The 24553-nt window shown below is 67.5% G+C and carries 23 protein-coding genes, 1 other RNA gene and 1 pseudogene; 6 read left to right on the top strand and 19 right to left on the bottom strand.

Annotation, left to right across the window (positions count from 1 at the left end; all coding sequences use genetic code 11):
- Window positions 1-27: 27 nt before the first annotated feature.
- Both murB and murC read right to left on the bottom strand, forming a co-directional pair.
- Complete coding sequence (gene murB / locus CSW63_RS07955) at window positions 28-951, bottom strand: UDP-N-acetylmuramate dehydrogenase (RefSeq protein WP_062093721.1); 924 nt, start codon at window positions 949-951, stop codon at window positions 28-30.
- On the bottom strand, window positions 948-2366 hold the full coding sequence (gene murC / locus CSW63_RS07950; RefSeq protein ID WP_062093720.1) for a UDP-N-acetylmuramate--L-alanine ligase: 1419 nt from the start codon (window positions 2364-2366) through the stop codon (window positions 948-950). Before murC ends, murB begins: the two co-directional genes overlap by 4 nt.
- On the opposite strand from murC, the gene CSW63_RS07945 reads away from it, so the two are divergent.
- The gene (locus CSW63_RS07945) at window positions 2365-2886 is read left to right on the top strand and encodes a hypothetical protein (RefSeq protein ID WP_062093719.1); all 522 of its coding nucleotides are present in this window, start codon (window positions 2365-2367) and stop codon (window positions 2884-2886) included. The genes murC and CSW63_RS07945 overlap by 2 nt on opposite strands.
- Window positions 2887-2899: 13 nt before the next feature.
- Here the strand turns inward: CSW63_RS07945 and CSW63_RS07940 are convergent, their stop codons facing one another.
- The 3 genes from CSW63_RS07940 to ftsW form a co-directional block, all read right to left on the bottom strand.
- Window positions 2900-3343 (bottom strand): pseudoazurin, encoded by a 444-nt coding sequence (locus tag CSW63_RS07940; protein ID WP_062093718.1) that lies wholly within the window; start codon window positions 3341-3343, stop codon window positions 2900-2902.
- Window positions 3344-3430: 87 nt separating this feature from the next.
- On the bottom strand, window positions 3431-4519 hold the full coding sequence (gene murG / locus CSW63_RS07935) for an undecaprenyldiphospho-muramoylpentapeptide beta-N-acetylglucosaminyltransferase (RefSeq protein WP_062093717.1): 1089 nt from the start codon (window positions 4517-4519) through the stop codon (window positions 3431-3433).
- On the bottom strand, window positions 4519-5691 hold the full coding sequence (ftsW, locus tag CSW63_RS07930; RefSeq protein ID WP_062093716.1) for a putative lipid II flippase FtsW: 1173 nt from the start codon (window positions 5689-5691) through the stop codon (window positions 4519-4521). Before ftsW ends, murG begins: the two co-directional genes overlap by 1 nt.
- 91 nt (window positions 5692-5782) lie before the next feature.
- Here ftsW and CSW63_RS07925 point away from each other — a divergent pair, with 91 nt between their 5' ends.
- Entirely contained in the window at window positions 5783-6181 is a 399-nt protein-coding gene (locus CSW63_RS07925; protein WP_062093715.1) for a hypothetical protein, read from the top strand.
- Between the two features lie 117 nt (window positions 6182-6298).
- Complete coding sequence (locus tag CSW63_RS07920; protein WP_062093714.1) at window positions 6299-7315, top strand: sensor histidine kinase; 1017 nt, start codon at window positions 6299-6301, stop codon at window positions 7313-7315.
- Window positions 7316-7814: 499 nt separating this feature from the next.
- Here CSW63_RS07920 and CSW63_RS07915 read toward each other — a convergent pair whose 3' ends face one another.
- The 10 genes from CSW63_RS07915 to CSW63_RS23985 form a co-directional block, all read right to left on the bottom strand.
- Window positions 7815-9671, bottom strand: a complete 1857-nt coding sequence (locus tag CSW63_RS07915) for a chloride channel protein (protein ID WP_062093713.1) — start codon at window positions 9669-9671, stop codon at window positions 7815-7817.
- Window positions 9672-9674: 3 nt separating this feature from the next.
- A complete protein-coding gene (gene murD / locus CSW63_RS07910; protein ID WP_062093712.1) occupies window positions 9675-11090 on the bottom strand; it encodes a UDP-N-acetylmuramoyl-L-alanine--D-glutamate ligase in 1416 nt (471 codons plus the stop codon).
- Window positions 11091-11101: 11 nt separating this feature from the next.
- On the bottom strand, window positions 11102-12214 hold the full coding sequence (mraY, locus tag CSW63_RS07905) for a phospho-N-acetylmuramoyl-pentapeptide-transferase (RefSeq protein WP_062093711.1): 1113 nt from the start codon (window positions 12212-12214) through the stop codon (window positions 11102-11104).
- Complete coding sequence (gene murF, locus CSW63_RS07900; protein ID WP_062093710.1) at window positions 12214-13602, bottom strand: UDP-N-acetylmuramoyl-tripeptide--D-alanyl-D-alanine ligase; 1389 nt, start codon at window positions 13600-13602, stop codon at window positions 12214-12216. The genes mraY and murF overlap by 1 nt, the downstream gene beginning before the upstream one ends.
- Window positions 13595-15055, bottom strand: coding sequence for a UDP-N-acetylmuramoyl-L-alanyl-D-glutamate--2,6-diaminopimelate ligase (locus CSW63_RS07895; protein WP_099503837.1), 1461 nt, complete (start codon window positions 15053-15055; stop codon window positions 13595-13597). Before CSW63_RS07895 ends, murF begins: the two co-directional genes overlap by 8 nt.
- The gene (locus CSW63_RS07890; RefSeq protein WP_062093708.1) at window positions 15052-16821 is read right to left on the bottom strand and encodes a penicillin-binding protein 2; all 1770 of its coding nucleotides are present in this window, start codon (window positions 16819-16821) and stop codon (window positions 15052-15054) included. Before CSW63_RS07890 ends, CSW63_RS07895 begins: the two co-directional genes overlap by 4 nt.
- Window positions 16818-17261, bottom strand: coding sequence for a cell division protein (locus tag CSW63_RS07885; RefSeq protein WP_062093707.1), 444 nt, complete (start codon window positions 17259-17261; stop codon window positions 16818-16820). The genes CSW63_RS07890 and CSW63_RS07885 overlap by 4 nt, the downstream gene beginning before the upstream one ends.
- Window positions 17258-18193, bottom strand: coding sequence for a 16S rRNA (cytosine(1402)-N(4))-methyltransferase RsmH (rsmH, locus tag CSW63_RS07880; protein ID WP_062093706.1), 936 nt, complete (start codon window positions 18191-18193; stop codon window positions 17258-17260). The genes CSW63_RS07885 and rsmH overlap by 4 nt, the downstream gene beginning before the upstream one ends.
- Window positions 18190-18657 carry a division/cell wall cluster transcriptional repressor MraZ gene (locus tag CSW63_RS07875; protein WP_062093705.1) on the bottom strand — a complete coding sequence of 156 codons (468 nt, stop codon included), beginning with the start codon at window positions 18655-18657 and terminating at the stop codon, window positions 18190-18192. Before CSW63_RS07875 ends, rsmH begins: the two co-directional genes overlap by 4 nt.
- Before the next feature lie 301 nt (window positions 18658-18958).
- Window positions 18959-19084, bottom strand: coding sequence for a hypothetical protein (locus tag CSW63_RS23985; RefSeq protein WP_255357736.1), 126 nt, complete (start codon window positions 19082-19084; stop codon window positions 18959-18961).
- Between the two features lie 210 nt (window positions 19085-19294).
- Here CSW63_RS23985 and CSW63_RS07870 point away from each other — a divergent pair, with 210 nt between their 5' ends.
- The gene (locus CSW63_RS07870; RefSeq protein ID WP_127846953.1) at window positions 19295-19900 is read left to right on the top strand and encodes a hypothetical protein; all 606 of its coding nucleotides are present in this window, start codon (window positions 19295-19297) and stop codon (window positions 19898-19900) included.
- A 148-nt stretch (window positions 19901-20048) separates the two neighbouring features.
- Here CSW63_RS07870 and rnpB read toward each other — a convergent pair.
- An RNA gene (gene rnpB, locus CSW63_RS07865) (RNase P RNA component class A) lies at window positions 20049-20431 on the bottom strand.
- Between the two features lie 12 nt (window positions 20432-20443).
- Between rnpB and CSW63_RS23725 the strand changes: the two are divergent.
- A pseudogene (locus tag CSW63_RS23725) lies at window positions 20444-20620 on the top strand (hypothetical protein); the annotation flags it as partial.
- A 2-nt stretch (window positions 20621-20622) separates the two neighbouring features.
- On the opposite strand, the gene CSW63_RS07860 reads toward CSW63_RS23725, so the two are convergent.
- Genes CSW63_RS07860 through CSW63_RS07850 form a run of 3 tightly spaced genes read right to left on the bottom strand, consistent with a single transcriptional unit; the run spans window position 20623 to window position 22837 of the window.
- Window positions 20623-21219, bottom strand: a complete 597-nt coding sequence (locus tag CSW63_RS07860) for an FMN-binding negative transcriptional regulator (RefSeq protein ID WP_062093704.1) — start codon at window positions 21217-21219, stop codon at window positions 20623-20625.
- Window positions 21219-21947, bottom strand: a complete 729-nt coding sequence (locus tag CSW63_RS07855; RefSeq protein WP_062093703.1) for an N-acetylmuramoyl-L-alanine amidase — start codon at window positions 21945-21947, stop codon at window positions 21219-21221. The genes CSW63_RS07860 and CSW63_RS07855 overlap by 1 nt, the downstream gene beginning before the upstream one ends.
- Complete coding sequence (locus CSW63_RS07850) at window positions 21944-22837, bottom strand: DMT family transporter (protein ID WP_062093702.1); 894 nt, start codon at window positions 22835-22837, stop codon at window positions 21944-21946. Before CSW63_RS07850 ends, CSW63_RS07855 begins: the two co-directional genes overlap by 4 nt.
- 196 nt (window positions 22838-23033) lie before the next feature.
- Here CSW63_RS07850 and CSW63_RS07845 point away from each other — a divergent pair, with 196 nt between their 5' ends.
- The gene (locus CSW63_RS07845; RefSeq protein WP_082749320.1) at window positions 23034-24530 is read left to right on the top strand and encodes an NAD(P)/FAD-dependent oxidoreductase; all 1497 of its coding nucleotides are present in this window, start codon (window positions 23034-23036) and stop codon (window positions 24528-24530) included.
- Window positions 24531-24553: the final 23 nt, after the last annotated feature.

The raw sequence follows: 24553 nt of genomic DNA, 5'->3' as shown, positions 1-24553 counted from the left end.
AGGTGGGGGCCAGCGGCGTTGGCCGCCCTACCCCGCCCGGCCGATGCGCTTGATTTCCCAGTCCAGCTGGACGCCGGTCTTGGCCTTGACGTCGGCGCGGACCGCCTCACCCAACCCCTCCAGGTCGGCGGCCGTCGCCTCGCCGGTGTTGATCAGGAAGTTGCTGTGCAACGGGCTGAACATTGCACCGCCGCCCTTGCCGCTCGCCGAAAAAGCCTTGCCCCGCCAGCCGGCCTCGTCGACCAGCTTCCACGACGAGTGGCCCGGCGGGTTCTTGAAGGTCGAGCCACCGGTCTTCTCACGGATGGGCTGGGTGGTTTCGCGGCGCGCGGTGATCTCGGCCATGCGGGCCTTGATCGCCTCCGGCTCGTCCGGTGTTCCTTCGAAGATCGCGTCCAGCACGATCACCGGCTCGCCGTCCTGCAGGACGCTATGGCGATAGGTGTAGTGCAGGTCCTCGACGCTCAGTTCGCGGACGACTCCGGCGCGATCCATCACGCGCACCGACTTGACCACATTGACGGTCTCGGACCCGTAGCAGCCGGCGTTCATGATCACCGCGCCGCCGATCGTGCCGGGCACGCCGACATAGAATTCCAGCCCCGCGACGCCCGCTTCCGCCGCCTTGCGGGCCAGGATGGCGTCAGGGACAGCCGAGCCGGCCTTGATGCGGTTGTCGCCCAGCGGCTCGACCGTGTTGAAGCCCTTGCCCAGGCGGATCACCACGCCCTCGACGCCGCCGTCGCGGACCAGGAGGTTCGACCCAACGCCGATCGCCATGACCGGCACGGTCGGATCCAGCGCCTTGAGGAAGTCCGACAGGTCCTGCTCATCAGCCGGCAGGAACACGACGTCGGCCGGACCGCCGACCCGGAACCAGGTGAACGGCGCCAGAGCCTCGTCGATCAGCAGCTTGCCGCGGACGGTCGGGAGTTGGGTCTTCCAGCTCACTGCGATAGGGCCTCAAGCTGCCCCGGCAGCGCATAGGCCCACGTGGTGATGTCGCCGGCGCCCAGCAGCACGACGAGGTCGCCGCTGGTCGCCTCGGCGGCGATCAGGCGCGGCAGGGCCGTCGGGCTTTCCAGCGGCAGGGCCCGGCGGTGGCCGAACTTTTTGAGCCCTTCGACGAGGGCGTCACGGTTGACGCCCTCGATCGGCTGCTCGCCGGCCGTGTAGACGTCGGCCACGACCACCGTGTCGGCGTCGTTGAAGCAGCTGGAGAACTCGGTCATCAGGTCACGCAGGCGGGTGTACCGGTGCGGCTGGACCACGGCGATCACCTTGCCCGTCGACACGGCGCGGGCGGCCTTCAGCACGGCGGCGATCTCGACCGGGTGGTGGCCGTAGTCGTCGACCACGCGGATCCCGTTCGCGACGCCGGTCGTGGTGAAGCGGCGCTTGACCCCACCAAAGCCCGCCAGGCCCTTGGCGATCGAGGCGACGTCGACGCCCAGCTCGCGCGCTACGGCGACGGCGGCCGCGGCGTTCAGCACGTTGTGGTGGCCGGCCATCGGCATCTTCAGCCCGTCATAGCGGACGACCTCGCCGTCGCGCGGCGAGACCACGATGTCGAACTTGGCGCCGTCCGGGCCCATCTCGATGTTGGAAACCCGCACCTCGGCCTGCGGATTGGTCCCGTAGGTCACCAGGCGGCGGTTCTCGATCCGCGCGGTCAGGGCCTGCACTTCGGGGTGGTCGGTGCAGACGGCGGCGAAGCCGTAGAACGGGATGTTCTGGATGAAGTCCTGGAAGCCCTTCTTCACCGCGTCGAAGTCGCCCCAGTGGTCCAGGTGCTCGGCGTCGATATTGGTGACGATGGCCACGGTCGACTTCAGCTTCAGGAACGAGCCGTCGCTTTCGTCGGCCTCTACGACGATCCAGTCGCCCTCGCCGACCTTGGCGTTGGTGCCATAGGCGTTGATGATGCCGCCGTTGACGACGGTCGGATCAAGCCCGCCGGCGTCCAGCAGCGTGGCGACCATCGACGTGGTCGTGGTCTTGCCGTGCGTGCCGCCCACCGCGATCGAGAACTGCAGGCGCATCAACTCGGCCAGCATTTCGGCGCGGCGGACCAGCGGCAGGCGCTTGTCGCGGCCGGCGACCATTTCGGGGTTATCGGCCTTCACGGCGGTCGAATAGACGATGGCCGACGCGCCCTCGACGTGGGCGGCGTCATGGCCGATGAAGATGCGCGCGCCCAGCTTTTCCAGGCGCTCGGTGTTGGCGCTGGCCTTGGCGTCGCTGCCCTGAACGGTGTAGCCGATACGCAGCATGATCTCGGCGATGCCGGACATGCCAATGCCGCCGATGCCGATGAAGTGCACGGGGCCGAGTTCGAAGGGTACGGGGCGTCGACGCTGGATCATGAAAAGCCGATTAGACCATTTGCGCGCGGCGCGAAACGCCCTGTTGGCGCTGGTTGTGTGGACAAGCCCGGTGCTCGCCCAAACCGCCTCCCCGACGACGCTTCCGCCCCCGCTTGAGCTGCGCCTGGCCGATGTCGGCCGCTTTGCGATGTTCGTCGACATGGGCGGCGTCCAGTGGACGGGTCGGACCGCCAAACTGCGCGTGCTGCAGGTCACCGAAGGCGGCTTCAAGGCCGGCGCCGAAGAGTTCTGGGGCGGCTGGCGGCACGAGGTCATCGACTGCGACGCCCGCACCATCGCCCATGCGGGCTTTGGCAGCGTGCGGGCGGGCGGCCGCGAGGGTCCCGTGACCGGCGCGCTCCGTCCGGCCCAGCCCCTGCCGGCGGGAAGCGCCGAAGAAGGGGTGGCCAAGGTCGTCTGCGACGGGTGGAAGCCCTTCACCAAGGTCCCGGTGGCGAGCAGCATCGAGGAAGCCGTGCGGATCGGCCGCCCGCTGATCGAAACAGGCGCAGAACCGTAACGCCCCGCGCGGTCTACCTGATCGCGTTGAAAGCCGCCGTCAGGCGACGTTTGGTCAACGGCGGCGCCGAGGCGAGAACGGCGCTCGAGGCCGCAGGATCGAGCTTTGCGTCGCCCACCTTGGCGACGAAGACCATGCCCATGCCCCAGTGCGGCAGACACTTGAAGCCGTAGACGCCCGGCTTGGCCACTTTCACAACGACCTCCTTGCCCATCACGCCTTTGACAGGCGGGACGCCGGCCGGCGCGAGGCCCGGAATGGTCTCGACGTTGTGGCCCGCGTCCGTGGGGACGAAGCGGATGGTATCGCCGGGCTTGAGCTTGGCCGAAGAGGGTTCGAACACCATCGGCCCCTCAGCGCCCTGGTTGCGCATCTTGACCGTGAGCTCCGCAGCGGAGGCCGAGGCGGCATGGGCGACGCCCGCGATGGCGCCGACGATCATCAAAGTCCTAAACATGGGCGAACCTCATTTGCGCAGGCAGTCCTCGCCGCCGCGCGTTCGCCTTAAGCTGCTACGTGGGTGACAGCTTTGCGCAGGCTCAAGTCAGAGGCGCGCCGTCTTCTCCACCAGATCCGCCAGCTCTTCCGCCGCGTTTGGCTTGGCCACGGACCGCGCGCCGGCCGCCATCTTTTCCAGGCGTTCGGGCTTGGACAGCAGCGCCTTCAGCGCGGCGGCCATCACGTCGACGGTCAGCTCGTCCTCCAGGCACACGGCCGCCCCGCCGGCCTCTTCCAGCAGCTTGGCGTTGAAGCGCTGGTGGTCGTCGGCGGCGATCTTCAGCGGCACCAGGATCGAGGGGCGGCCGGCCACCGCCAGCTCGGTGCAGGTCGAGGCGCCAGAGCGGCCGATGACCAGGTGGGATTGGCGCAGATAGCCGGCCATGTCGCGGAAGAACGGCGCGACCTCGCAGTCGACCATGGCGTTGCGATAGACCTTGCGGGCCTGCTCCATGCTCTCGGCGCGGGCCTGTTGGAACACCTTCAGGCGCCCGCGCATCTCTTCGGGCAGCTTGGCCACCGCCTCGGGGATCAGCTCGGAGAGCAGGCGCGCGCCCTGGCTGCCGCCGGTGACCAGGAGGCGCAACTGCACCTCGGGCGCCAGATAGGGCACGTCGAACAGATCCCGCACGGGCGGGCGAACGGGATTGCCGACCACATGCGCGCGGGCCTTCACCGCCGGCGTGGCCTTTTCCAGCGTCGGGAAGGCGCAGGCCACTTCGTTGACGCGCGGGGCGAGGAAACGGTTCACGCGGCCCAGAACGGCGTTCTGTTCGTGGATGACGGTGGGACGACCTTGCGACAGCGCGCCCAGCAGCGCCGGCAGCGCCGGATAGCCGCCAAAGCCGACCACAACGGCCGGGTCGAGACGCTTGAACGCCGCGCGCGCCTGCATCACGCCCTGCATCACCACGACACCGGCCTTGAGCATGCCCAGCGGATCGTTCGACTTGGCCGTGGCGGCCGACAGGGCCAGCCGCTCCTGCGCCGGGAACTTGTCGGCGTACAGCGCGCCGCGATCATCGGTGGCCAGCGCCACGCGCCAGCCCCGCGTGGCCAGCGCCTCGGCCAGGGCCTGGGCGGGGAACATATGGCCGCCGGTTCCCCCGGCGGCGACAACGGCCAGCTTGCTCATCAGGCGTCAGCGCGGCCGAAGCCGAACTCGCCGCTCGCGCCATAGGCGCCGGGGCGCTTGCGCACCAAGGCCAGGGCCATGCCCAGCGTCAAACCCATCGCGAGCATCGAAGAGCCCCCGTAACTGATGAACGGGAGCGTCATGCCCTTGGTTGGGATCATGTTCAAGTTCACCGCGATATTGATCAGCGCCTGTTGACCCACAAGGACGAACAATCCGGCCGCCGCGACCTGTTCGAACGGGTCGTTCAGCTTCATCGCCTTGTAGAGCCCGCGCACGACGACGAAGGCGAACAGGCTGATCAGGCACCACGAGAAGATCAGGCCGTATTCCTCGGCCGCTACCGAATAGATGAAGTCGGTCTGCAGGTCGGGCACGTGACGCTTCATCACCCCCTCGCCCGGCCCCCGCCCGAACAGGCCGCCGGCGCGGATGGCCTCGGCGGCGCGCGTGATTTGGTGAGTGTCGGCCTGGTCGGGACTGAGGAACTTCTGCACCCGGGCATGGACATGGTCGAAAAGGAAGTAGGTCGAGATCAGCCCGCCTACGGCCACAACGCCCAGCCCCATGATCCAGCTGATCGGCACGCCCGCCATCCAGAAGGCCGCGCCGAAGGCGATGGTGATCAACACCGTCTGACCGACGTCGGGCTGGATCAGCAGCAGCGCCACGGCGATGAAATACAGTAGGAAGGCGATCGATACGCCCGGCACCCCCTCGCCCTTCTGGCCCTCGGCGAACATCCATGAGATCAGCACGATCAGGGCCGGCTTCATGAATTCCGACGGCTGCAGAGTGAAGCCGCCGAACTGTAGCCAGCGCGTGGCGCCCTTGGCGTTGTGGCCGATGAACGGCAGGGCGATCATCACTGCGATCGCCCCGAGATAGATGAAAAACGCCGCGCGCCGGATGCCCTTGGGCGACAGCATAGACACCCCAAGCATCAGCACCGTCGAAGCGCTGGCGAAGAGGCACATGCGCTGGGCGAAATGGAATTGGTTGTCGATACCGATCCGCTGGGCCGCCGCCGGACTGGAGGCGAAAGACAGCAGCACGCCCAAGGTCACCAAAATCGCGGTCGCGCCCAGCAGCCAGCGATCCGTCGTCCACCACCACAGGCCGAGCGCGGTGCGGTCGGTGCGGGCGAAAGCATGTGTCGCGTTGGAGGCCATGGGCGGAGAGTCGGGTCGGAGGGTTAATCAAACCTTGCCGGACCGGTCTAACCCCGTGGACATGCGGCGAAAAGCGCGTGATGAGGAAGCCATGGCCGCCTCCGACGACATCCGCCTCCTGGAAACCACCGCCGATACCGACCAGCGCAACGCCCTCGCCCTGCGGCTGGCGCAAGCGGGAACGCCCGGCCTTGAAGCGCTGCTGGTGCGACTGATCCAGCGCCCTGACCTGGCCGACAAGCGCGGGCCGCTGATCCACGCGCTAGGTTTCCTCGACTGTTCGGACCATGTCGCCTTGCTGGTCGAACTGGTCGCCTCGGGCGGCTATGAGGCCGCGCACGAAGCGCTGCAGGCGCTGGAAACCGTCGACGAGGCCGACGCCGAGGACGTTGAAAAAGCGCGTGACATTCTAGATCGCGCGCGCAGCGTCGCCAATCTGGAGACTTGGCGAGAGAGCTTGTTGAACGAACTGGCCGAACTCTTCGACTGAACACGGCGTCTCGGCCGGTCCGAGCCGAGCCGAGCCGAAAAGCGCCAGGGCTCAAAACCGACGCTTGTATTCTTCGCGCTTGACGTGATCATTGCCCGTATCGGGCAGGGACGTGGCGTGGCAGACGACGCATCCGACAAGGCTGTTCTGGAGGGCGCTGGGGCCTATTTCCTCAGCGTCGTCGAGGCTAGTCAGGACTGCATCCGCGTCATCAGCGCCGACGGCCACCTCGAATACATGAACACCCAGGGCAAGTTGCTTCTGGAGATCGAGGATTTCGAGGGCCGTAATCGACATCAGTATTGGCCCGACATGTGGCCGCCCGAGAGCCGGGCGGCGGTCGAACAGGCGCTGCGCGCGGCCATGGCCGGCCACGCCGTCGCCTTCCGGGCGTTTTGCCCGACAGCCAAGGGCGCGCCGCGCTGGTGGGACACCACCGTGTCGCCGATCCTCGATGGCGGACGGGTCATCCGCGTTTTGGCGACCTCGCGCGACGTGACCGGCGAGCGCCTGGCCGAAGACCATCGCCAATTGCTGGTCAACGAGCTGAACCACCGGGTCAAGAACACCCTGGCCACCGTCCAGTCGATCGCTAACCAGTCGCTGCGCAACGCCGGGGTCGAGTCTTCCGTGCGTGACGCGCTCGAAGGACGGCTGATGGCCATCGCCGCCACGCACAACGTGCTGACGGACCAGAACTGGTCCGCCGCGAGTCTGCGCCAGATCGTCGATGGTGCGGTGACGCCTTACCGCTCGAACCCGTCCCAACTGACTGTGAAGGGTCCTGACCTGAAGGTTTCGCCCAAGCCCGCCGTCGTCATGGCCCTGGCCTTCCACGAATTGGCGATCAACGCCCTGAAGTACGGCGCGCTGTCCGCCCCCTCCGGCCATGTGGACGTCACCTGGACGGTCGAACCCGAGGACCGCCTGCATATCGAATGGCGCGAGAGCGGGGGCCCCTCCGTGCGCCCCCCGGAACGCCGTGGCTTCGGCTCGCGGATCGTCGAAGCCGCGCTACCGGGCGAGCTCTCCGCAACCGTCTCCGTCGACTATCGTGCCGACGGCCTGCGGTGCGCCATCGACGCGCCGCTGGCCTCGCTGGACAAGGCCGACGCGTTCATGCCGCTGGGGTGAGGGGCGGAGGTTGGGAGCTCGCCGAGGGCTGTCAGTTCCCAGAAGCGCTTGAAACAACAGGCAAGCGCCCACCCGGTCTCACCCCGACCGTGATGTCGTCGCCACGGAGCGTCTGCCACAGCAAGACACCGATGAACACGACGAGAATGGCGAGCCCGGCCAAGCTGATGAAACGCGAGGCGTCATTGTGAGGTGGAAGCATTTCTATGCCACTCGCTTTCAAACACCCAGAGATGGAGCCCATGAAAACCATACAATCATGGGACATTGAAAAGCGAGTCTAGCCGAGGTCAGTCAAACGGCGCGCCAAGACTCCAGCTCCATCCGAAAGCCCGACCTTCCCGGCGAACGCCGGGATCCAGATCGAACCCACTGACGCCAGTCACTGAACGCCGCGCGATGTCGCACCAACCCCAGCCGCTCCGGATGGATCTGGGCCCCGGCATTCGCCGGGGAGGTCGGTCCAGTTAGATGTCCCGTCCGAGTCTTCAGAAGCCCCCTACCCCGTATCTCCCGTCAACTCCCGCCGCGCCTTTTCCAGCTCTTCCGCGTAGCGCCGCGTCACGTGGGCTTCGGTGATCAGGCCGATCACCTCGCCGCCCTCGTCGACGACGGCCAGTTCGTCGGCGCCGGTTTCGTCGAAAGCGGTCATGATCGCCTTGATGGACAGCTCCGGCGCCAGGGCGACACGGGTATGGGCGGCCAGAGACGCGACGGTCGCTTCGCGTTCAGCCGGCTCGGCGTAGACGGCCGCCGTGGCGACGATACCGGCGTAGCGTCCGGTCTCATCGGTCAGCACTGCGCGCTTGGTCGAGCCGAGCGGAAAACGGCGGCGGAACTCGGCCAGGGTGGTGGCCGAGGGGATCGTCTTCACGTCGCGGCGCATCATCTTGCCGGCGGTGAGGTTCCGCATCCAGCTGACGTCGTGAGCGCTGCGGATGGTCTCGCCCCGAAGGTGCAGGCGCCAGGTCGAGAACGAGTAGCCAAACGTCTCGCGCACGACGGCGCTGGCGATCAGCGAGGCGGCCAGGGTCGCGCCGGTGACGGTGAAGTCGCCCGTCGCCTCCAGCACCAGGAACGACATGGTGAAGGGACCGCCGACGATGGCGACGCCCAGCGCGCCCATGCCGACCAGCGAGGCGGCGATCGGGTCGAGGCGACCGTCCCCGGCCGTCAGGTTCACCACCTCGGCGAACGCCTGGCCCGTCAGCGCGCCGAGGAACAGGGCGGCGAAGAACAGCCCGCCCCGAAAGCCCGCGCTCAGGGACACGATCGAGGCCACCGACTTCATCAGGATCAGCACCAGCAGGACCTTCAGAGGCAGGTCGCTGTTGAGGTCCAGGTGCAGGGCGCCGTGACCGCCCGAAAGGGTCTGCGGCGTCGCCAGCGCCAGGGCCGCCAGGGCGACGCCGCCGATCGCCGGCTTGGACCAACGCGGCAGCGGGGCCTTGGCCGCCCATCGGTCGGCGACCGCCACGGCGCGCATCAACATCACGCCGAAGACGGCCGCGAGCAGACCCAGAAGGCCATAAAGCGCGTAGTCGGCGGGCGAGGAAATGGCGACGACCGAGGTCTTGATCAGGTAGGGGGTCGAGCCGAGGGCCTTGGCGACCAGCACGCCCGCCAGGGCGGCGGCGGCCACGGGCGCGATGTTGGCGACGGTGTAGGCGCCGATGACGATCTCGAACGCGTAGAAGGCGCCGGTCAGCGGCGCGCCGAAGGCTGCGGCGATCGCCGCACCGGCGCCCGCCCCGACCAGGATCCGCAGGTCGCCCCGCCGCAGGCTCAGCCGTTGTCCGACCCAGGACGCGGTCGCGCCCCCGGCCTGGGCGTAGGCCGCCTCTAGCCCAACCGACGCCCCCGATCCGTTCGAGATCAGCGTCTGGATGCAGATGAACAGGCTGTCGCGGACCGACAGCCGCCCGCCGTGCAAGGCGTTGGCCTCGACCGGGTCGACGGCGTGGCTGGGTCGAAAGCGCAGGATCGCGGCGGTGAACAGGCCCAGCACGAGTCCGCCCAGCGGGATGGCCAGCAGGCGCCAGGGTTCGATCCGGGCCTGCGCCGACAGACGCTGGTTGGGATCGAAATCGAAGATCCACACCTGCGTCCCATGGGCCAGCGCGCCCAGCAGCACCGCCAGGGCGCCGGCCACGAGACCGACCACCGTGGCGACGGCGATGACCCAGAGTTCGGAAGATCGGGTCCGCCGGCGCAGCCAGGCCAGCCAAGGCAGGGCTTGGCGACCGGCCTGCCTCAGGCTGGCGCGGTCGATGGCCGCGACCCGCAGGACCGAACGCCAAGGGGTCGAAGCGGCCTTGGCGCTCTCCGGTTCGGGGGCCTCGGCCGGCGGGGTCATCCCTTAAGCGACGGCGGCCTTGCCGCCGCTCGCCGAAAGGCCGTTCACGGCGGCGCGGAACGCCTCGCCGCGCGCCTCGAAGTCGCTGAACTGATCGAAGGAGGCGCAGGCGGGCGACAGCAGGACGATCGCCTCCTCCCCGCTGGCGGCGGCGTCGGCATAGGCCTGCTGCACCGCCCGCTCCAGCGTGCCGCTGAGCACGCATTCGGCCTTGCCCGCCAGCGTCCAGGAGAAGGGCTCGGCCGCCTCGCCGATCAGGTAGGCCTTGGCGATGCGGGGGAACAGGTCCTTCAGGTCGTCGATGCCGCCGGCCTTGGCCACACCGCCGGCAATCCAATAGAACTTCGGATAGGACGACATCGCCTGCCGCGCGGCGTCGGCGTTGGTGGCCTTGCTGTCGTTGACGAAACGCACCTTGCCGAGCTTGCCGACCGTTTCCATCCGGTGCGCCAGGCCCGGGAAGGTCATCAGACCGTCGACCGCGTCCTGCATCGGAATGCCGATGGCGCGCGCGGCGGCGTAGGCGGCGGCGGCGTTCTGCCAGTTGTGACGGCCCGGCAGGCTGCGGGCGCGCAGGATGTCGGCGACCTCGACCACGCGCTCGCCGGTCGCGTCATAGAGAACGCCCTGCAGCGCATAGACGCCCCGGCCCATCGCCTTCCCGGCGCTGATCGGCCAGATGGTGCGGCGATTGGCGGCGGTGATCTCGGTGCAGATCTGCTGGCACCAGGCGTCGTCGACCCCGATGATCGCCGTGTCGCCCTTGCCTTGGTTCAGGAAGATCCGGCGCTTGGCGGCGATATAGCCGTCCATGCCGCCGTGACGATCCAGATGGTCGGGCGAGATGTTCAGCAGCACCACCGCGTCGGCGTGCAGACTGGAGGTCAGGTCCAGCTGGTAGGACGACAACTCCAGCACATAGACCGCGCCGCCGTGCATGTCCTCGAGGCCGAGAACGCCGAGACCGATATTGCCGCCGATCCGCGTGTCGCGCCCGGCGGAGGCGCACAGGTGACCGATCAGAGCCGTCGTCGTCGACTTGCCGTTGGTGCCGGTGATGGCGATGATCTTGGGGCGCTTGTGGGCCGGCGCGGCGTTGACCGTGCGCGCGAACAGCTCGACATCGCCCAGCACCTCGACTCCGGCGGCCTTGGCCTTCTGGACGGTCCAGTGAGGCTTGGGATGGGTCAGCGGCACGCCCGGCGACAGCATCAGAGCGGCGAACTGGCTCCAGTCGGCGGCCTCCAGGTCGACGACTGGAAAACCCTCTGCGGCGGCCGCTTCGCGGCTGGCCGGCTTTTCGTCCCACAGGGCGACCTTGGCGCCCCCCGCGATCAAGGCGCGCGCCGCCGTCAGGCCGGTGCGGCCCAGGCCGAACACCGCAACGGTCTTGTCCTCGAATCCGCGGACGGGGATCATCGGCTCGCCCCCTATCGCAGCTTCAGCGTGGCCAGGCCGATGAAGGCCAGGATCATCGACACGATCCAGAAGCGGATCACGACGGTGGACTCGGCCCAGCCCAGCTTCTCGAAGTGGTGGTGGATCGGCGCCATCAGGAAGACCCGCTTGCCGGTCTTCTTGAAGTAGGCGACCTGGATCATCACCGACAGCGCCTCGGCCACGAACAGGCCGCCGACGATGCCCAGCACCAGCTCGTGCTTGGCGCAGACGGCGATCGCGCCCAGCGCGCCGCCTAGAGCCAGCGAACCGGTGTCGCCCATGAAGATCTTGGCCGGCGGGGCGTTGTACCAGAGGAAACCCATGCCCCCGCCGATGATCGCCCCGCACAGCACCGCCAGCTCACCGACGCCCGGCGCGAAGTGCAGGTTCAGATAGTCGGCGAACTTGTAGTTGCCGACGAGGTAGGCGATCAGGCCGAAGGTCGAGGCGGCGAACATCACCGGCACGATGGCCAGGCCATCCAGGCCGTCGGTCAGGTTCACGGCGTTGGAGAAGCCGGCGATCGTGAACGCCGCGAAGGCGACGTAAAACCAGCCCAGATTGATCACCAGCGCCTTGAAGATCGGGAAGACCAGACTGGTTTCCATGCCCGGCGTCATCGGCGACTTGGGCGCGAACAGGACCAGGATGACCGTGGCGATGATCGCGACGATGAACTGCGCCACCAGCTTTTGAACGCTGGAAAGACCGGCCGTGGTCTGCTTGGTGACCTTGGCGTAGTCGTCCATGAAGCCCAGCACGCCGTAGCTGCCGGTGACCAGCAGCACCACCCAGACATGGACGTTGCGCAGGTCCGCCCAAAGCAGGGCGCCGACGAACAGCCCGGCCAGGATCATGAAGCCCCCCATGGTGGGCGTGCCGGCCTTTTCGGTGACGTGACGGGCGATGCCGTCGGTGCGGATCGGTTGGCCCTTGCCCTGCTTGGCCTTCATCCAGCGAATGAAGCGCGAGCCCATGGCCACAGCGACGATATAGGCGGTGAGCATCGCCATGCCGGACCGAAAGGTCAGGTATTTCAACAGGTTCAGGGCTGGAAAGTGCTCTTGCGAGCGCGTCAGCCATTCGTACAGAAGGTACAGCATCAGCCCTGTTCCCCAAGATCGAGCGCGGACAGAGCGACGGCGAGCGCGCCAGCCCTGGAGCCGTTCGACCCCTTCACCATCACCACATCGCCAGGCTGGATCGCCCCCGCCAACACCGACGTTAACTTTTCAGTAACCTCCGCGTAGCCGCCCCGCCGAGTCGGAGGAAGCGCCTCCCACAGCGATTTCATGTGGACGCCCGCCAGAAAAACGACGTCGATGTTCGCGGCCGCGATCGGGTCCGCAAGCCCGGCGTGAAACCGCTCGGAGTCCTCGCCCAATTCGAGCATGTCGGTCAGCGCCACCACCCGGCGGCCGGCGACCTTGCGCGCCCCCAGGGTCTTGAGCGCGGCCTGCATCGAGACCGGGTTGGCGTTGTAGCTCTCGTCGACCAGGGTGAAGGCGCCGCCAGGAATGCGGATCGTCTTCTCGGCGCCCCGCCCCTCGATGGGCGCGAAGGCCGCCAGCGCCGCCAGGGCGGTGTCGCGCGAGACGCCCAGCGCTTCCAGCATCAGCAGCACGCACAGGCTGTTGGGCCCCCAGTGGACGCCGGTCTGGCGGATCGGGAAGCTGAAGGTCTCGCCGCGTAGTTCGACCGAAACGGTCGCGCCCGCGCCCTCCACCTGGAAGCCGGTCAGGCGGGCGGTCGCCCCGGCGGCCTCGCCGAAGCTCCAGACGGTCGCGCCAGCCTTCTCGGCCTCGCCCTTCAGGTAGTCGAACCAACGGTTATCGGCGTTCAGCACAGTGACGCCGCCGGGCCGCAGACCCGCGAAGATTTCGGCCTTGGCGCGGGCGACGCCGGCCTCGCCGTCCGGGAAGTTCTCGATGTGGACGGGGCCAACGGTGGTGATCGCCACCGCATGCGGCTGGATGAAGCCCGACAGCGGGACGATCTCGCCCTCGTGGTTCATGCCGACCTCGAACACCGCCCGTTCGGTGTCGCGCGGCATCCGCGCCAGGGTCAGGGGGACGCCGATGTGGTTGTTGTAGCTCTTGACCGAGGCGTGGGCCTTGCCGGCCAGGCGCAGGCCCGCCTCGATGGCGCGGGTGACGCTGGTCTTGCCGACCGAACCCGTCACCGCGCCGCGTCTGCACTGGGGCGCGCGCTCACGGGCGGCGACGCCCAAGGCTTCCAGCGCCTTGAAGGTGTCGGCGACCATCACCGCCGGGGCGTCGACGGCCTTGGCCGCCAGGACGCCCGCCGCGCCGTTCGCTACCGCCTGGGCCACGAAGTCATGACCGTCGCGTGCGCCGACCAGCGGCACAAACAGGTCGCCATGCTCCACCGAGCGGGTGTCGATCGAGACGCCGGTGGCGGCGAAGTCGCCGGCCACCTGGCCGCCAACCGCCTGGGCGATCTCATCAGCGGTCCAGAGGGCGTCAGGCATCGACGCCCTCCAGAGCGGCCAGGGTCTCGGCCACATCGTCGAACGGATGCACGACGCCGGCGACGATCTGGCCCTGCTCGTGACCCTTGCCAGCGACGACCAGCACGTCGCCCTCGACCATAAGCTCGACCGCAGCGCGGATGGCGGCCCGGCGATCGCCGATCTCGCGGGCGCCCGGCGCGCCCTCCAGGATCGCGGCGCGGATCGAGGCCGGATCTTCCGAACGCGGATTATCGTCGGTGACGATGGCGATGTCGGCAAGCTTCGCGCCGATGGCGCCCATCAACGGACGCTTGCCCCGGTCCCGGTCGCCGCCTGCGCCGAACACCGCGATCAGCTTGCCGGCGGTGTGCGGCCGCAGCGCCTCAAGCACCGTTTGCAGGCCATCGGGCGTGTGGGCGTAGTCGACATAGGCCTCGCCCCCCTTGGGGCCGCGCCCCACGCGCTGCAGGCGACCGGCCGCGCCTTCCAGGCTTTCCAGGGCCTTGAGCACCTTGGCGCTGTCCTCGCCGGCGGCGATGCACAGGCCCGCCGCGACAAGCACATTCGACGCCTGGAAAGCGCCGGCCAGCGGCAGCTTGAGGTGATGAACGCCCCCCTCCGCCTCGACGAGCAGGTCCTGGCCGGCCGGTGTCGGGGTCCGCGACAACAACCGCAGGCCCTGCCCGTCCTCGCCGACGGAGAAGACGCTCTGGCCCGAGGTGACGGCGGCCGAGGCGAAAGTGGGGAACGCCTCGCTGTCGGCGTTCAGCACCGCCGTGGCGCCGACGGGCGTCAGGGTGTCGAACAGGCGCAGCTTGGCGGCGCGATAGGCCTCCATCGAGCCGTGATAGTCGAGGTGGTCCTGGGTGAAGTTGGTAAAGCCGGCCGCGCTCAGCTTGACGCCGTCGATGCGGCGCTGGTCGACGCCGTGCGAGCTGGCCTCGAGCGCCAGATGGGTCACACCCATGTCGGCCAGGCGGGCGATCATCTCGGCGACGTCACCGGCGTCCGGCGTGGTCAGCCCCGGGGGCGTCAGCTGCTGGTCGGGCTGGCCCGGCTGGCTGACAACGACCCCCAGAGTGCCCATGCTGGCGGCCTTGTGGCCCAGCTTGGCGAAGATCTGGCGGCAGAAGCCGGCCACCGAGGTCTTGCCGTTGGTGCCGGTGACGGCCACGCACATGGCCGGCTGCTTGCCCCAGAACGCCGCCGACGCGAGGGCGTAGGCGCGGCGGGCGTCCTCGGAGCGCACCACCGGCACGCCCAAACCTTCCAGCCCGCCCTCCGGCGCCAGGATCGCCGCCGCGCCCTTGGCGACCGCGCCTTCGGCGAAGTCGCGGCCGTCGACCTTAGTCCCCGGCAGGGCCGCGAACAGCCAGCCGGCCGTGACCTTGCGGCTGTCGGCGGTGACACCGGCGATCACGGGATCATGGACGAACGGACGGTTGAACAGGTCGGACAATCGTCTGGTCATAGCCCCGCCTCCGGAGTGGCCGTCTTTGGCTGGCTGGCGATGGTCACCAGCTCGGTCTTGCGTTTGACGCCGAGGAACGGCGCGATGCGTTCGATAACCCGGCCTGCGGCCGGCGCGGCGACCCAGCCGCCGGTCGAGAAGCCAAACGAATTGGCGTTGCCCTTCGGCTCGTCCAGCAGGATCAGGACAAAGTAGCGGTCGGCCTCGACCGGCCCGTCCGTTGGGAAGGTCGCGGCGAACGACGACACCTGCCGCTGATGATTGTAGCCCCGGATCGCGGGATCGTACTTTTCACCGGTCCCCGTCTTGCCGCCGACCGACAGGCCCGGCACGTCGGCCTTGCCGCCGCTGCCCCCTTCGCCGGGCACCACATTGGCCCGCATGATCTTCAACATCTCGGCCGAAGTATTCTCCGACAACACGCGCTTGCCTTCGGGACGAACGCCCGGCGGCAGCTTGCGGATGGTCAGGGGCATCATCTCGCCGCCGTTGAGCAGGGCGTTCATCGCCTGGGCCAGGGCCAGGGGACTGACGTTCATGCCGTGACCGAACGAGGTCGAGGCCACCGCGTCCTGGTCCCACTTGCGCGGCGTCAGGGGCCGGGCCGACTCCTTCAGCTCCACCTTGGCCGGTTTGGTCAGGCCCAGATTGGTGAAATATTGGCTCAGACGCTCGCCGCCGATCCGCTCGGCCAGCATGGCCGTGCCGATATTCGAGGAGTGTTTGAACACCTCTACCAGGGTCAGGATGGCCCGGGCGGCGTGATAGTCGTGAATCGTGCGGTAGCCGAGCTTGAACGGCTCTCGCGCGTCAAAGGTCGACGACGCCGTCGCCACGCCCGTATCCAGCCCAATCGCCACGGTGAACGCCTTGAAGGTCGAGCCCATCTCGTACACCGAGGCGGCGGCGCGGTTCAGGCGCTGGTCGTCGGTGGCTTCCCCCGCCTTGTTCGCGTCATAGTCCGGCCAGCTGGCCATACCCAGGATCTCGCCGGTGTGGACGTTGGTGACCAAACCGACGGCGCCCTTGGGCGTGAACTCCTCTGCGGCCTTGCGCAACTCGTCCTCAAGCGCGGCCTGCACCCGGATGTCGATCGACAGCTGGGTCGGACCGCCCTCGCCGCCCGCCGCGCGGCGGATCGGATCGTCCAGCGCCCGCTCGGCGCCGGCAAGGCCCTTGCCGCCGCTGTCGACGAAGCCGATCAGGTGGGCGGCGGTCGCGCCCAGCGGATACATCCGCCGCTCCTGCTCCTCGAACGACACGCCCGGCAGACCCAGGTTGAAGATCGCGTCCTTCTCGTCGGGCGTCAGGCCGCCCAGGACGAAGGCGCGGTGATCGCCGTACACCACCTTGTCCAGACGCTTGCCCGGCACCTGCGGCAGCGCCCGGCCCAGCGCCGTGCGCGTTTCCTTGGCGTCCCAGATCTCCCGCGGATCGACGTAGAGCGCGTAGTGCGCGAGATCCACCGCCAGCAGCTTGCCGTTGCGATCGACGAGATCGCCGCGTGCGCCCTCCACGCCCTGAGCGTAGGCGTTGCCCTGCCCCGCGCGCGAGAACAACGCCGACCAGCCCGCCCCCAGGCTCACGCCGACGAAGCACAGGCCGAAGAAACCCATGACCAGAAAGATACGGATGCGGGTGTCGTCTTCGGGACGCGCCGCCGCGCGCGAACGCTCAAAAGCGTGCTCCAGCCGCCAGACGCGCTCGATCACCCACCGCCAGAGCGGCGACTGGAAGCCGCCAGGACCCAGGTTCGAAAGGCTCATCGCGGCGCCCCCGGCGTGGGGGCCGCAGGAACCGCCGCATCGTCGGGCAGCGGTTCAGGCGCGTCGGCGGCCAAGGCCTCAGGCGTGATCGGCTCGGCCGACACCGCCGCCTTCGGCAGCTCGCGGCGGCGCGCGACATCGATCAGAGCGTCTTCGGTGATTTCACGATCCGGCGCGATCGGCTTCAGTTGCATCATCCGCGCCAGCTGCTCGATGCGGCGAGGCTGTTCGAGGTGCGCAACCTCGGCCTCCAGCAGGCGCTTGCGCGCGGCCTCCTCCTCGATCTCCTGCTCGATGCGGGCGATCTCCTGGCGCTCACGGCCCGCGAACGTCTTGGCCAGATAGACGGTGGTGACCAGGGTCAGCAGGATGCAAAGCCCCGCGACCTCGACGACGCGGAAACCCCGGACACGTCGATTGAAGACGCCGGACATCGTCATGCCGCGCCCTCCCACACCGGAGCATCGGTGCGAACGGCCGCGCGCAGTTTCGAGGACCGGGCGCGCGGGTTGACGGCCAGCTCGGCCTCGCTCGGGGCGATGGCCTTGTTGGAGATCAGCTGGAAGCTGGGCGCCGCGCCCGCCTGGACCGGCGGCGCATGGCGCGAGCCGCCCGGCGTGCGCCCGGCCCGCTCGGCCAGGAACGCCTTGACGATGCGGTCCTCCAGCGAATGGAAGGTGACCACCACCAGCCGTCCGCCGGGCTTGAGCACCCGCTCGGCGGCGGCGAGGCCCGCCTCCAGCTCGCCCAGCTCGTCATTGACCGCGATGCGCAGCCCCTGGAACGACCGCGTGGCCGGATGGACCTTGGCGCCCTTGCGGCCACCGACCGCGCGCTCGATCACCTCGGCCAGGTCCAGGGTGCGCTCGAACGGCTTTTCCTCGCGGCGGCGGACGATGAAGCTGGCGATGCGGCGCGAGGCGTGCTCCTCGCCATAGACATAGAGGATGCGCGCCAGCTCGGTCTGTTCCAGCGTGTTGACGAGGTCGGCTGCGGTGGGGCCGGTATCGCCCATCCGCATGTCCAGCGGCCCGTCGCGCATGAACGAAAAGCCGCGCTCGGCCTGGTCCAGTTGCATCGACGAAACGCCCAGATCCAGCATCACGCCGTCGACGCTCTGCGGGCCCAGCTCGTCCAGCATTTCGGAGAAGCGGGCCTGGACCAGGCGGAAGCGATCGGCCGGCAGGCCCTCGGCGAACTGGCGGACGGTCGGATCGCGATCAAAGGCCACGACGCCAGCGCCGGTCGGCAGCACCGCACGGGTATAGCCGCCCGCCCCGAAGGTGCCGTCGACGACGACGTCACCGGGCTTGACGTCCAGCGCCTGGACGACCTCGTCCAGCAGGACCGAGATGTGCGGCGCGGCGCTCACGCTGCGCCCCCGAACTTGGCCGCGCGCTGCTGGGCGCGCAGGGCCGCCAGGCCTTCGCGCGCCAGATCACGCTGCTGCGCGCGATGGGCCTGGAAGGCCTCGCGCGACCAGATCTGAAAACGCTCACCCATACCGACGACGGCCACCGAATCCGTAAGGCCGAACATGTCGCACAGATGGTCGGGCAGCGTAATGCGACCAGCTGTATCAAAGGTCAGCCGGGCCATGCCGCCCAGGATGCTGGTCTCCAGCGCCGTGCGGACGGGATCGCCGAACGGCATCTCCTCGATCACCGCCTGATAGCGATCATACAGCGCCTTGCCGCCCGCCTCCAGGCAGTCGGCCTCGATCGAGGGGAAGCAGAAGATGCCGTCAAAGGGACCCGAGACGGCCGCGCGGAATTCCTGCGGCACGACAATGCGCCGCTTGCTGTCGAGCTGTTTCTCGAACGTCGAGAGAAACACTGAAGCTTAAACCCCGCCAGACCCAAGCCGGTCAGCGAGCCACCACCCTCGCTCCGACGAGAATTGGGTTAACATGGGATGAACTGGGATACAATGACACTCCAGAGCAATTCATCGCAATTTCAAAGATGTTGCACCCCTTGCTCACGGAGGTGGAAAGTTAATCCACAGAACATACACAGAACTGATGAGTTAGGCGACGCCCGCAGTGTCAGTTGAGCCCATTGCGAGGCAGGGGAAAACCCTCTCCACGTGGAAGAGGTGGCGGCGCAGCCGACGCAGAGGGTCGCCGGACGGTCGCCTAGCTGATCTGGAAGCGGCGCTTCACGGCCAGACCGAAGAGGAAGATGAGAAGGGTGGAGAGGATCAGTTGCACCATGGTTGCGATACCCAGGGCCAGCGTGACGGCGGGATTGTCGGCCAGCACGCTCAGGGCCGTTGTCGGTGCTGCGGATTACGGTGACAGCGCACTAGATTGACGTCGAGCCAAGCGCGAGCCTGGGCTGTAGGGAACTGTCGGAACTTAAGCACACTGCCATCGTAGTTCTTCCAAATATCGCCCAGGAGGCACGCTAGGCGGCACTTAATTTAATAGACGAGAGGGAGAACCGCCCCCCCTTCTGTGGAGATAAAAGTTATGCGCTCCTGCGTTTTCGGGATGATCGGAATAATATTTTGGATATTATTGAGCATTGCGCTTACAACTATTCTTCTCTTTTTAGGCCTAGCACTACCGTTGCCACATAGTTTCCGCGCCAGCGATTTCTACGCAATCTCGCCATTGGCATTGTCGGCGATCGCGGAAGAGTTGGCGCGGCTATGTGCTGCGGGCTTCATCTTGAAGATGCGCTCCAGCGGCTTGGTCGCCATTGCCTTTGCTGGGCTTGGCGTTGCCGTGGCCGAGTTCGCAAGTCGCGCGGTCGGATACCAAAATATCGGCCACAGCCTGATCGACTACGCGCCGGCAGCCGCTCTTCATGTCGCCTCAGCAACGGCGATCGTATTCGGCCTACTTACCGGGAAGACATGGCACGCGGTGCTGGTGGCGATGTCGGCTCACGTAGCGTTCAACATTGGCCTCGGGAAGCACCTAACAATTTCCCACAATAATAATTATCATTACACTCACGCTATAGTATTTATATTCATTTCCGCAACAATCGCGCTTGCGATTAGCAAACGCATTGAAATATTTAAATCACGCCTTGGCGATATTTGCACCGACAACGCTGGACATCATTGACAGTTCAACAGGAGGTGGAATTCAGATAACCGTCGATAACGGTGACAGCGCACTCAATTCGACTTCGGTTTGCGTTCCCGCCTACGGGGCAAGGTGGATCGCGGCGTCGCCGCGCGTCGGAGGGGGCGCTCCCCGCCTCCGCCGAAAATGGACCAGATGATCTGTAAGCCGGGTTCTGTTCCGCCTCTTGCGAGACGGCGACGATCATTCCTCTAGGCCGGCCATTGCTGGACGGCTCTCGCGACCTACCCGGACCCTCTCGGCCAGTGACGGCCTAGTCGGCGCGAGGCCGACGCGGGGTCCCTATTCGGTCTTGCTCCAGGCGGGGCTTGCCATGCCGTCCCTGTCACCAGGTCCGCGGTGGGCTCTTACCCCACCCTTTCACCCTTACCGCCCGCGAACGGGAGGCGGTTTGCTTTCTGTGGCGCTATCCCTGGGATCGCTCCCGGTGGGCGTTACCCACCGCCTTGTCACCGTGGAGCCCGGACTTTCCTCGGCGTCCGAAGACGACGCGACCGCCCGACCATCTGGTCCGGGGGTTCAATGACCTTGCCGGGCCGCGAGGTCAACAGACATCCGACCGGCGCCCTCTCCCACAGGGAGAGGGTTGGGGAGAGGGGTTATAGCGTCCGACGGCGCGCCGGCACGCCGTCAAACCTCATAACCCCTCTCCCTCCCACCGCTTCGCGGCGGGCCCCGCCCTCTCCCTTTGGGAGAGGGAGTCAGGAGCGCATCAGCCCCGCGATCGGATGGTCGCCCAGGCCCTTGGCCGCGCCCAGGCGGTCGGCGTCCGACTTGTTCTGCGAGAGCTTGAAGGTCCCCTCCAGACGCTCGACGAACAAGCGCCCGCCCATGATGCCACGCAGCAGGGCCTCGAACTTGCCGACCTTCATCTTATCGCGGGTCCAGGGCGTCTTCGGCGCTAGCCGGGCCTCTTCCTGGGCCGACAGGTCGTCGAGCAGCGCGGTCAGCTCCTCGTCGTTCAGCGGCGCCACCGCGCCCTCGGCCTCGACGGCGAGATAGTTCCAGGTCGGCACCTGATCGGGGCTCTCGTACCAGTCGGGGCTGACATAGGCGTCCGGGCCGGTCGCCAAGGCGATGGCCGGGAAGCCTTGGGTCAGGTGCGGCGTCAGGACGTTGCCGCGCGACAGGTGGAAGTCCAGCGCGATCTCGCCGGAAAGCTCGCGAATGACGATCGGCGACTGGGCCACGAAGGGCCGCCCGCCGACGCTGGCGGCGAGCGTCACGAACGGATGGGCGCGCAGGAAATCGAGCAGAACCGCACGGTCCTCGACGCGGAAAGCCGGGGCCGGATGCATCAGTCGGCGCCCGCCCGCAGCAGGCCCACGAGACGGGCGCGGGTCTCCCCGTCGGCGATTCCGTCAAAGCGGCTCTGCAGCCAGTGGCGCTGGAAGGCCGAGACGACGGTGGCGGTCCATTCGTCGTACTTTCCGCTGGGCGCGCAGTCATAGCCCAGGCGCGTCAAACCGGCCTGCAGCGCGAAGACGCCGGTCCCCTCCTCGCCTTGGCCCAAAGGCGCGCCGGGCGAAGGCGGCGGCTCGATCCACAGGCCATGGCCGCTCTCGGCCAGGCGCTTCCAGGGGAAGAGCTCGCCGGGATCGATCTTGCGCGCCGGCGCGACGTCGGAATGGCCGAGGATGCGGGCATCGGGGATCATCCAGCGCAAGCGGATGTCGGCCAGCAGGTTGATCACCGCGGCGATCTGGGCCTCGGGGAACGGGCGATAGCCGAACTCGTGGCCGGGATTGACGATCTCGATCCCGATTGAGGCCGAGTTGATGTCCTTGACGCCCTTCCAGAAGGCCGCGCCGGCGTGCCAGGCCCGACGCTCCTCGGCCACCAGGCGCACGATGCGGCCGTCCTCCTCGACGCAGTAGTGGGCGCTGACCTTGGCCTCGGGATCGCGCAGGCGCTCGATCGCCGCCTCGCCGGTCTCCATGCCCGTATAGTGCAGGATCACCGTGTCGGGCACGGCCTTGCGGGCGTCGAAATTGGGCGACGGGGCCTCGATCAGGGACAGGCTCATTGCAGGCGGCTCCGCAGCGACATCAGCAGGGGCATGACCTGATTCCGCCGAAGCGCGATGATCAGAACGCCCAGCAGCGCCAGGGCCGCGCCGATCCCCATCCGCAGATCGAAGTGGTCGTGGGTGACCACCACGCCCATGCCGATCGTGAAGAGCGGCGTCATCAGGGTCAGCGGCGCGATCAGATTGGCCTCATAGCGCTGGATCAGGCCGTAATAGGCCGTGTGGGCCAGGATCGAAACCACCACGGCCGAGAACACCACCGCCGCGACGAACGGCCAGCCAGCGTGGAGGCCCGCCGCCACCTGCCCCGGCTCCATGAAGGCGCTCATCGCCGCCAGGGGCCAGAGCGAGGAGAAGCCCACCCAAGCTTGGAACTGCAACGGCTTCACACCCTCGATCTGCTTCATCATCACCGCGCCCAGGGAGCCGGTGAACGCCGCCGCCACGATGAGCCAGAGCCCCGCCGACAGCTCGATGCCCTTGGGACTCCACATCACCACCACCGCGCCGAGGAGGGTCAGGGCGATGCCCAGGCCTCGGCGCCAGCGGATCTTCTCGCCCAGGATCAGCACCGACAGCAGGGTCGTGAACGGCACCCCGACCTGGATCACCACCGAGGCGGCCGACGGCGAGGCGGTCTGAAAGCCCATGAACAGGAGGGCGAAGTTGCCGCCGCCCATCAGAAGGCCCACCAGCACCATCCGCCAGGTCGGCCGAGGCGCGGGCAGCAGCCACGGCAAGGTCAGCAACGCCACCAGAGCAAAGCGCACGGCCGCGTAATAGAGCGGCGGCACGCCCCAGTGGGCGACCACCAGCTTGGAGATGATGTTGCTGCCCGCCCACACCAGGCAGATCAGCACCAGAAGACCAAAGTCGCGAAGGGACATGAGACACCGCTTAAGCCGCCGCCCCATTCGTACGCAATCAAAACCCGCCTTCGCGTCGACGGGTCACGGTTGACGTACGGTCAAAACGGTCGTTTGTTGGTGAACAACGTTCACATACACCACGCCGGGTCAACCGGCGGGCGGACGCGGTTGGAACATGCGGGCGCGCGGCGCTTGCCAGGGGGCGGAAACTGAGATGGCGATGGAACATGTCGACGTACTGATCGTGGGCGCGGGGCTTTCAGGGATCGGCGCGGCCTACCACCTGCAAAAGCACTGCCCCGGCAAGACCTACGCGATCCTCGAAGGGCGCGAGGCGATCGGCGGCACCTGGGACCTGTTCCGCTATCCCGGCATCCGCTCCGACAGCGACATGTACACCCTGGGCTACAGCTTCAAGCCCTGGAAGGCGGCCAAGGCCATCGCCGACGGCCCGTCGATCCTGGACTATGTCCGCGAGACCGCCCGCGAGCATGACATCGACCGCCACATCCGCTTCAAGCACCTGGTCAAGCGCGCCAGCTGGTCCAGTGAGACCGCGACCTGGACCGTCGAGGCCGAACACGACGGCAAGCCGGTTACCTTCACCTGCCGCTTCCTGCACATGTGCTCGGGCTACTACCGCTATTCGGCCGGTTATACGCCGGACTTCGCCGGAACCGAGCGCTTCAAGGGCCGCATCGTCCATCCGCAGCACTGGCCAGAAGACCTCGACTACAGCGGCAAGAAGGTCGTGGTCATCGGCAGCGGCGCCACCGCCGTGACCCTGGTGCCCGAAATGGCCAAGACCGCCGCCCATGTCACCATGCTGCAGCGCTCGCCGACCTATGTGGTGTCGCGCCCGGCCGAGGACGGCATCGCCAACTGGCTGCGATCGAAGCTTCCGGCCATGACCGCGTATGGCATCACCCGCTGGAAGAACGTGCTGTTCCAGCTCTTGTTCTTCAACCTGGCCCGCAAGAAGCCGGAAAAGACCAAGGAGCGCCTGCTGTCCATGGTGCGCGAGCACCTGGGCCCCGACTATGACGTCGAGACCCACTTCACCCCGCGCTACAATCCTTGGGACCAGCGCCTGTGCCTGGTGCCCGACGCCGATCTGTTCGACGCGCTGAAGAGCGGCGCGGCCTCGGTGGTCACCGACCACATCGACACCTTCACCGAGACGGGCGTCCAGCTGAAGTCCGGCAAGACCCTGGACGCCGATGTCGTGGTCACCGCCACGGGCCTGCAGCTTCAGCTGCTCAGCGGCATGGAGGTCGTGGTCGACGGCAAGGTCGCCGACCTGTCGCAGTCGATGAGCTACAAGGGCATGATGTTCAGCGACGTGCCGAACCTGGCCTCGGTGTTCGGCTACACCAACGCCAGCTGGACGTTGAAGGCCGACCTGACCAGCGAGTATGTCTGCCGCCTGCTCAACCACATGGACCGCACGGGCGCCGACTACTGCGTGCCGCGGCTCGACGGCGAGGTCGAGGCCGCGCCGTGGCTGGACTTCTCGTCGGGCTATATCACCCGCTCAATCGGCCAGTTCCCCAAGCAGGGGACGCGTAAGCCCTGGAAGGTGCATCAGAACTACGCGCTGGACCTGATGACCCTGCGGATGGGCAAGGTCGAGGACGGCGTGATGCAGTTCGGCCGTAAAACCGGCGCTTCGGTGAAGGCTGCGCCGGAGAAGGTGCTGGAACCGGCCTGATCGGCTGGACAGGGGTTAGGCGG

It is taken from the genome of Caulobacter sp. FWC26, from assembly GCF_002742645.2.
GTDB lineage: Bacteria > Pseudomonadota > Alphaproteobacteria > Caulobacterales > Caulobacteraceae > Caulobacter.
The sequence above is the reverse complement of the archived record's forward strand: the minus strand, read 5'-3'. Positions and strand labels throughout refer to the sequence as shown.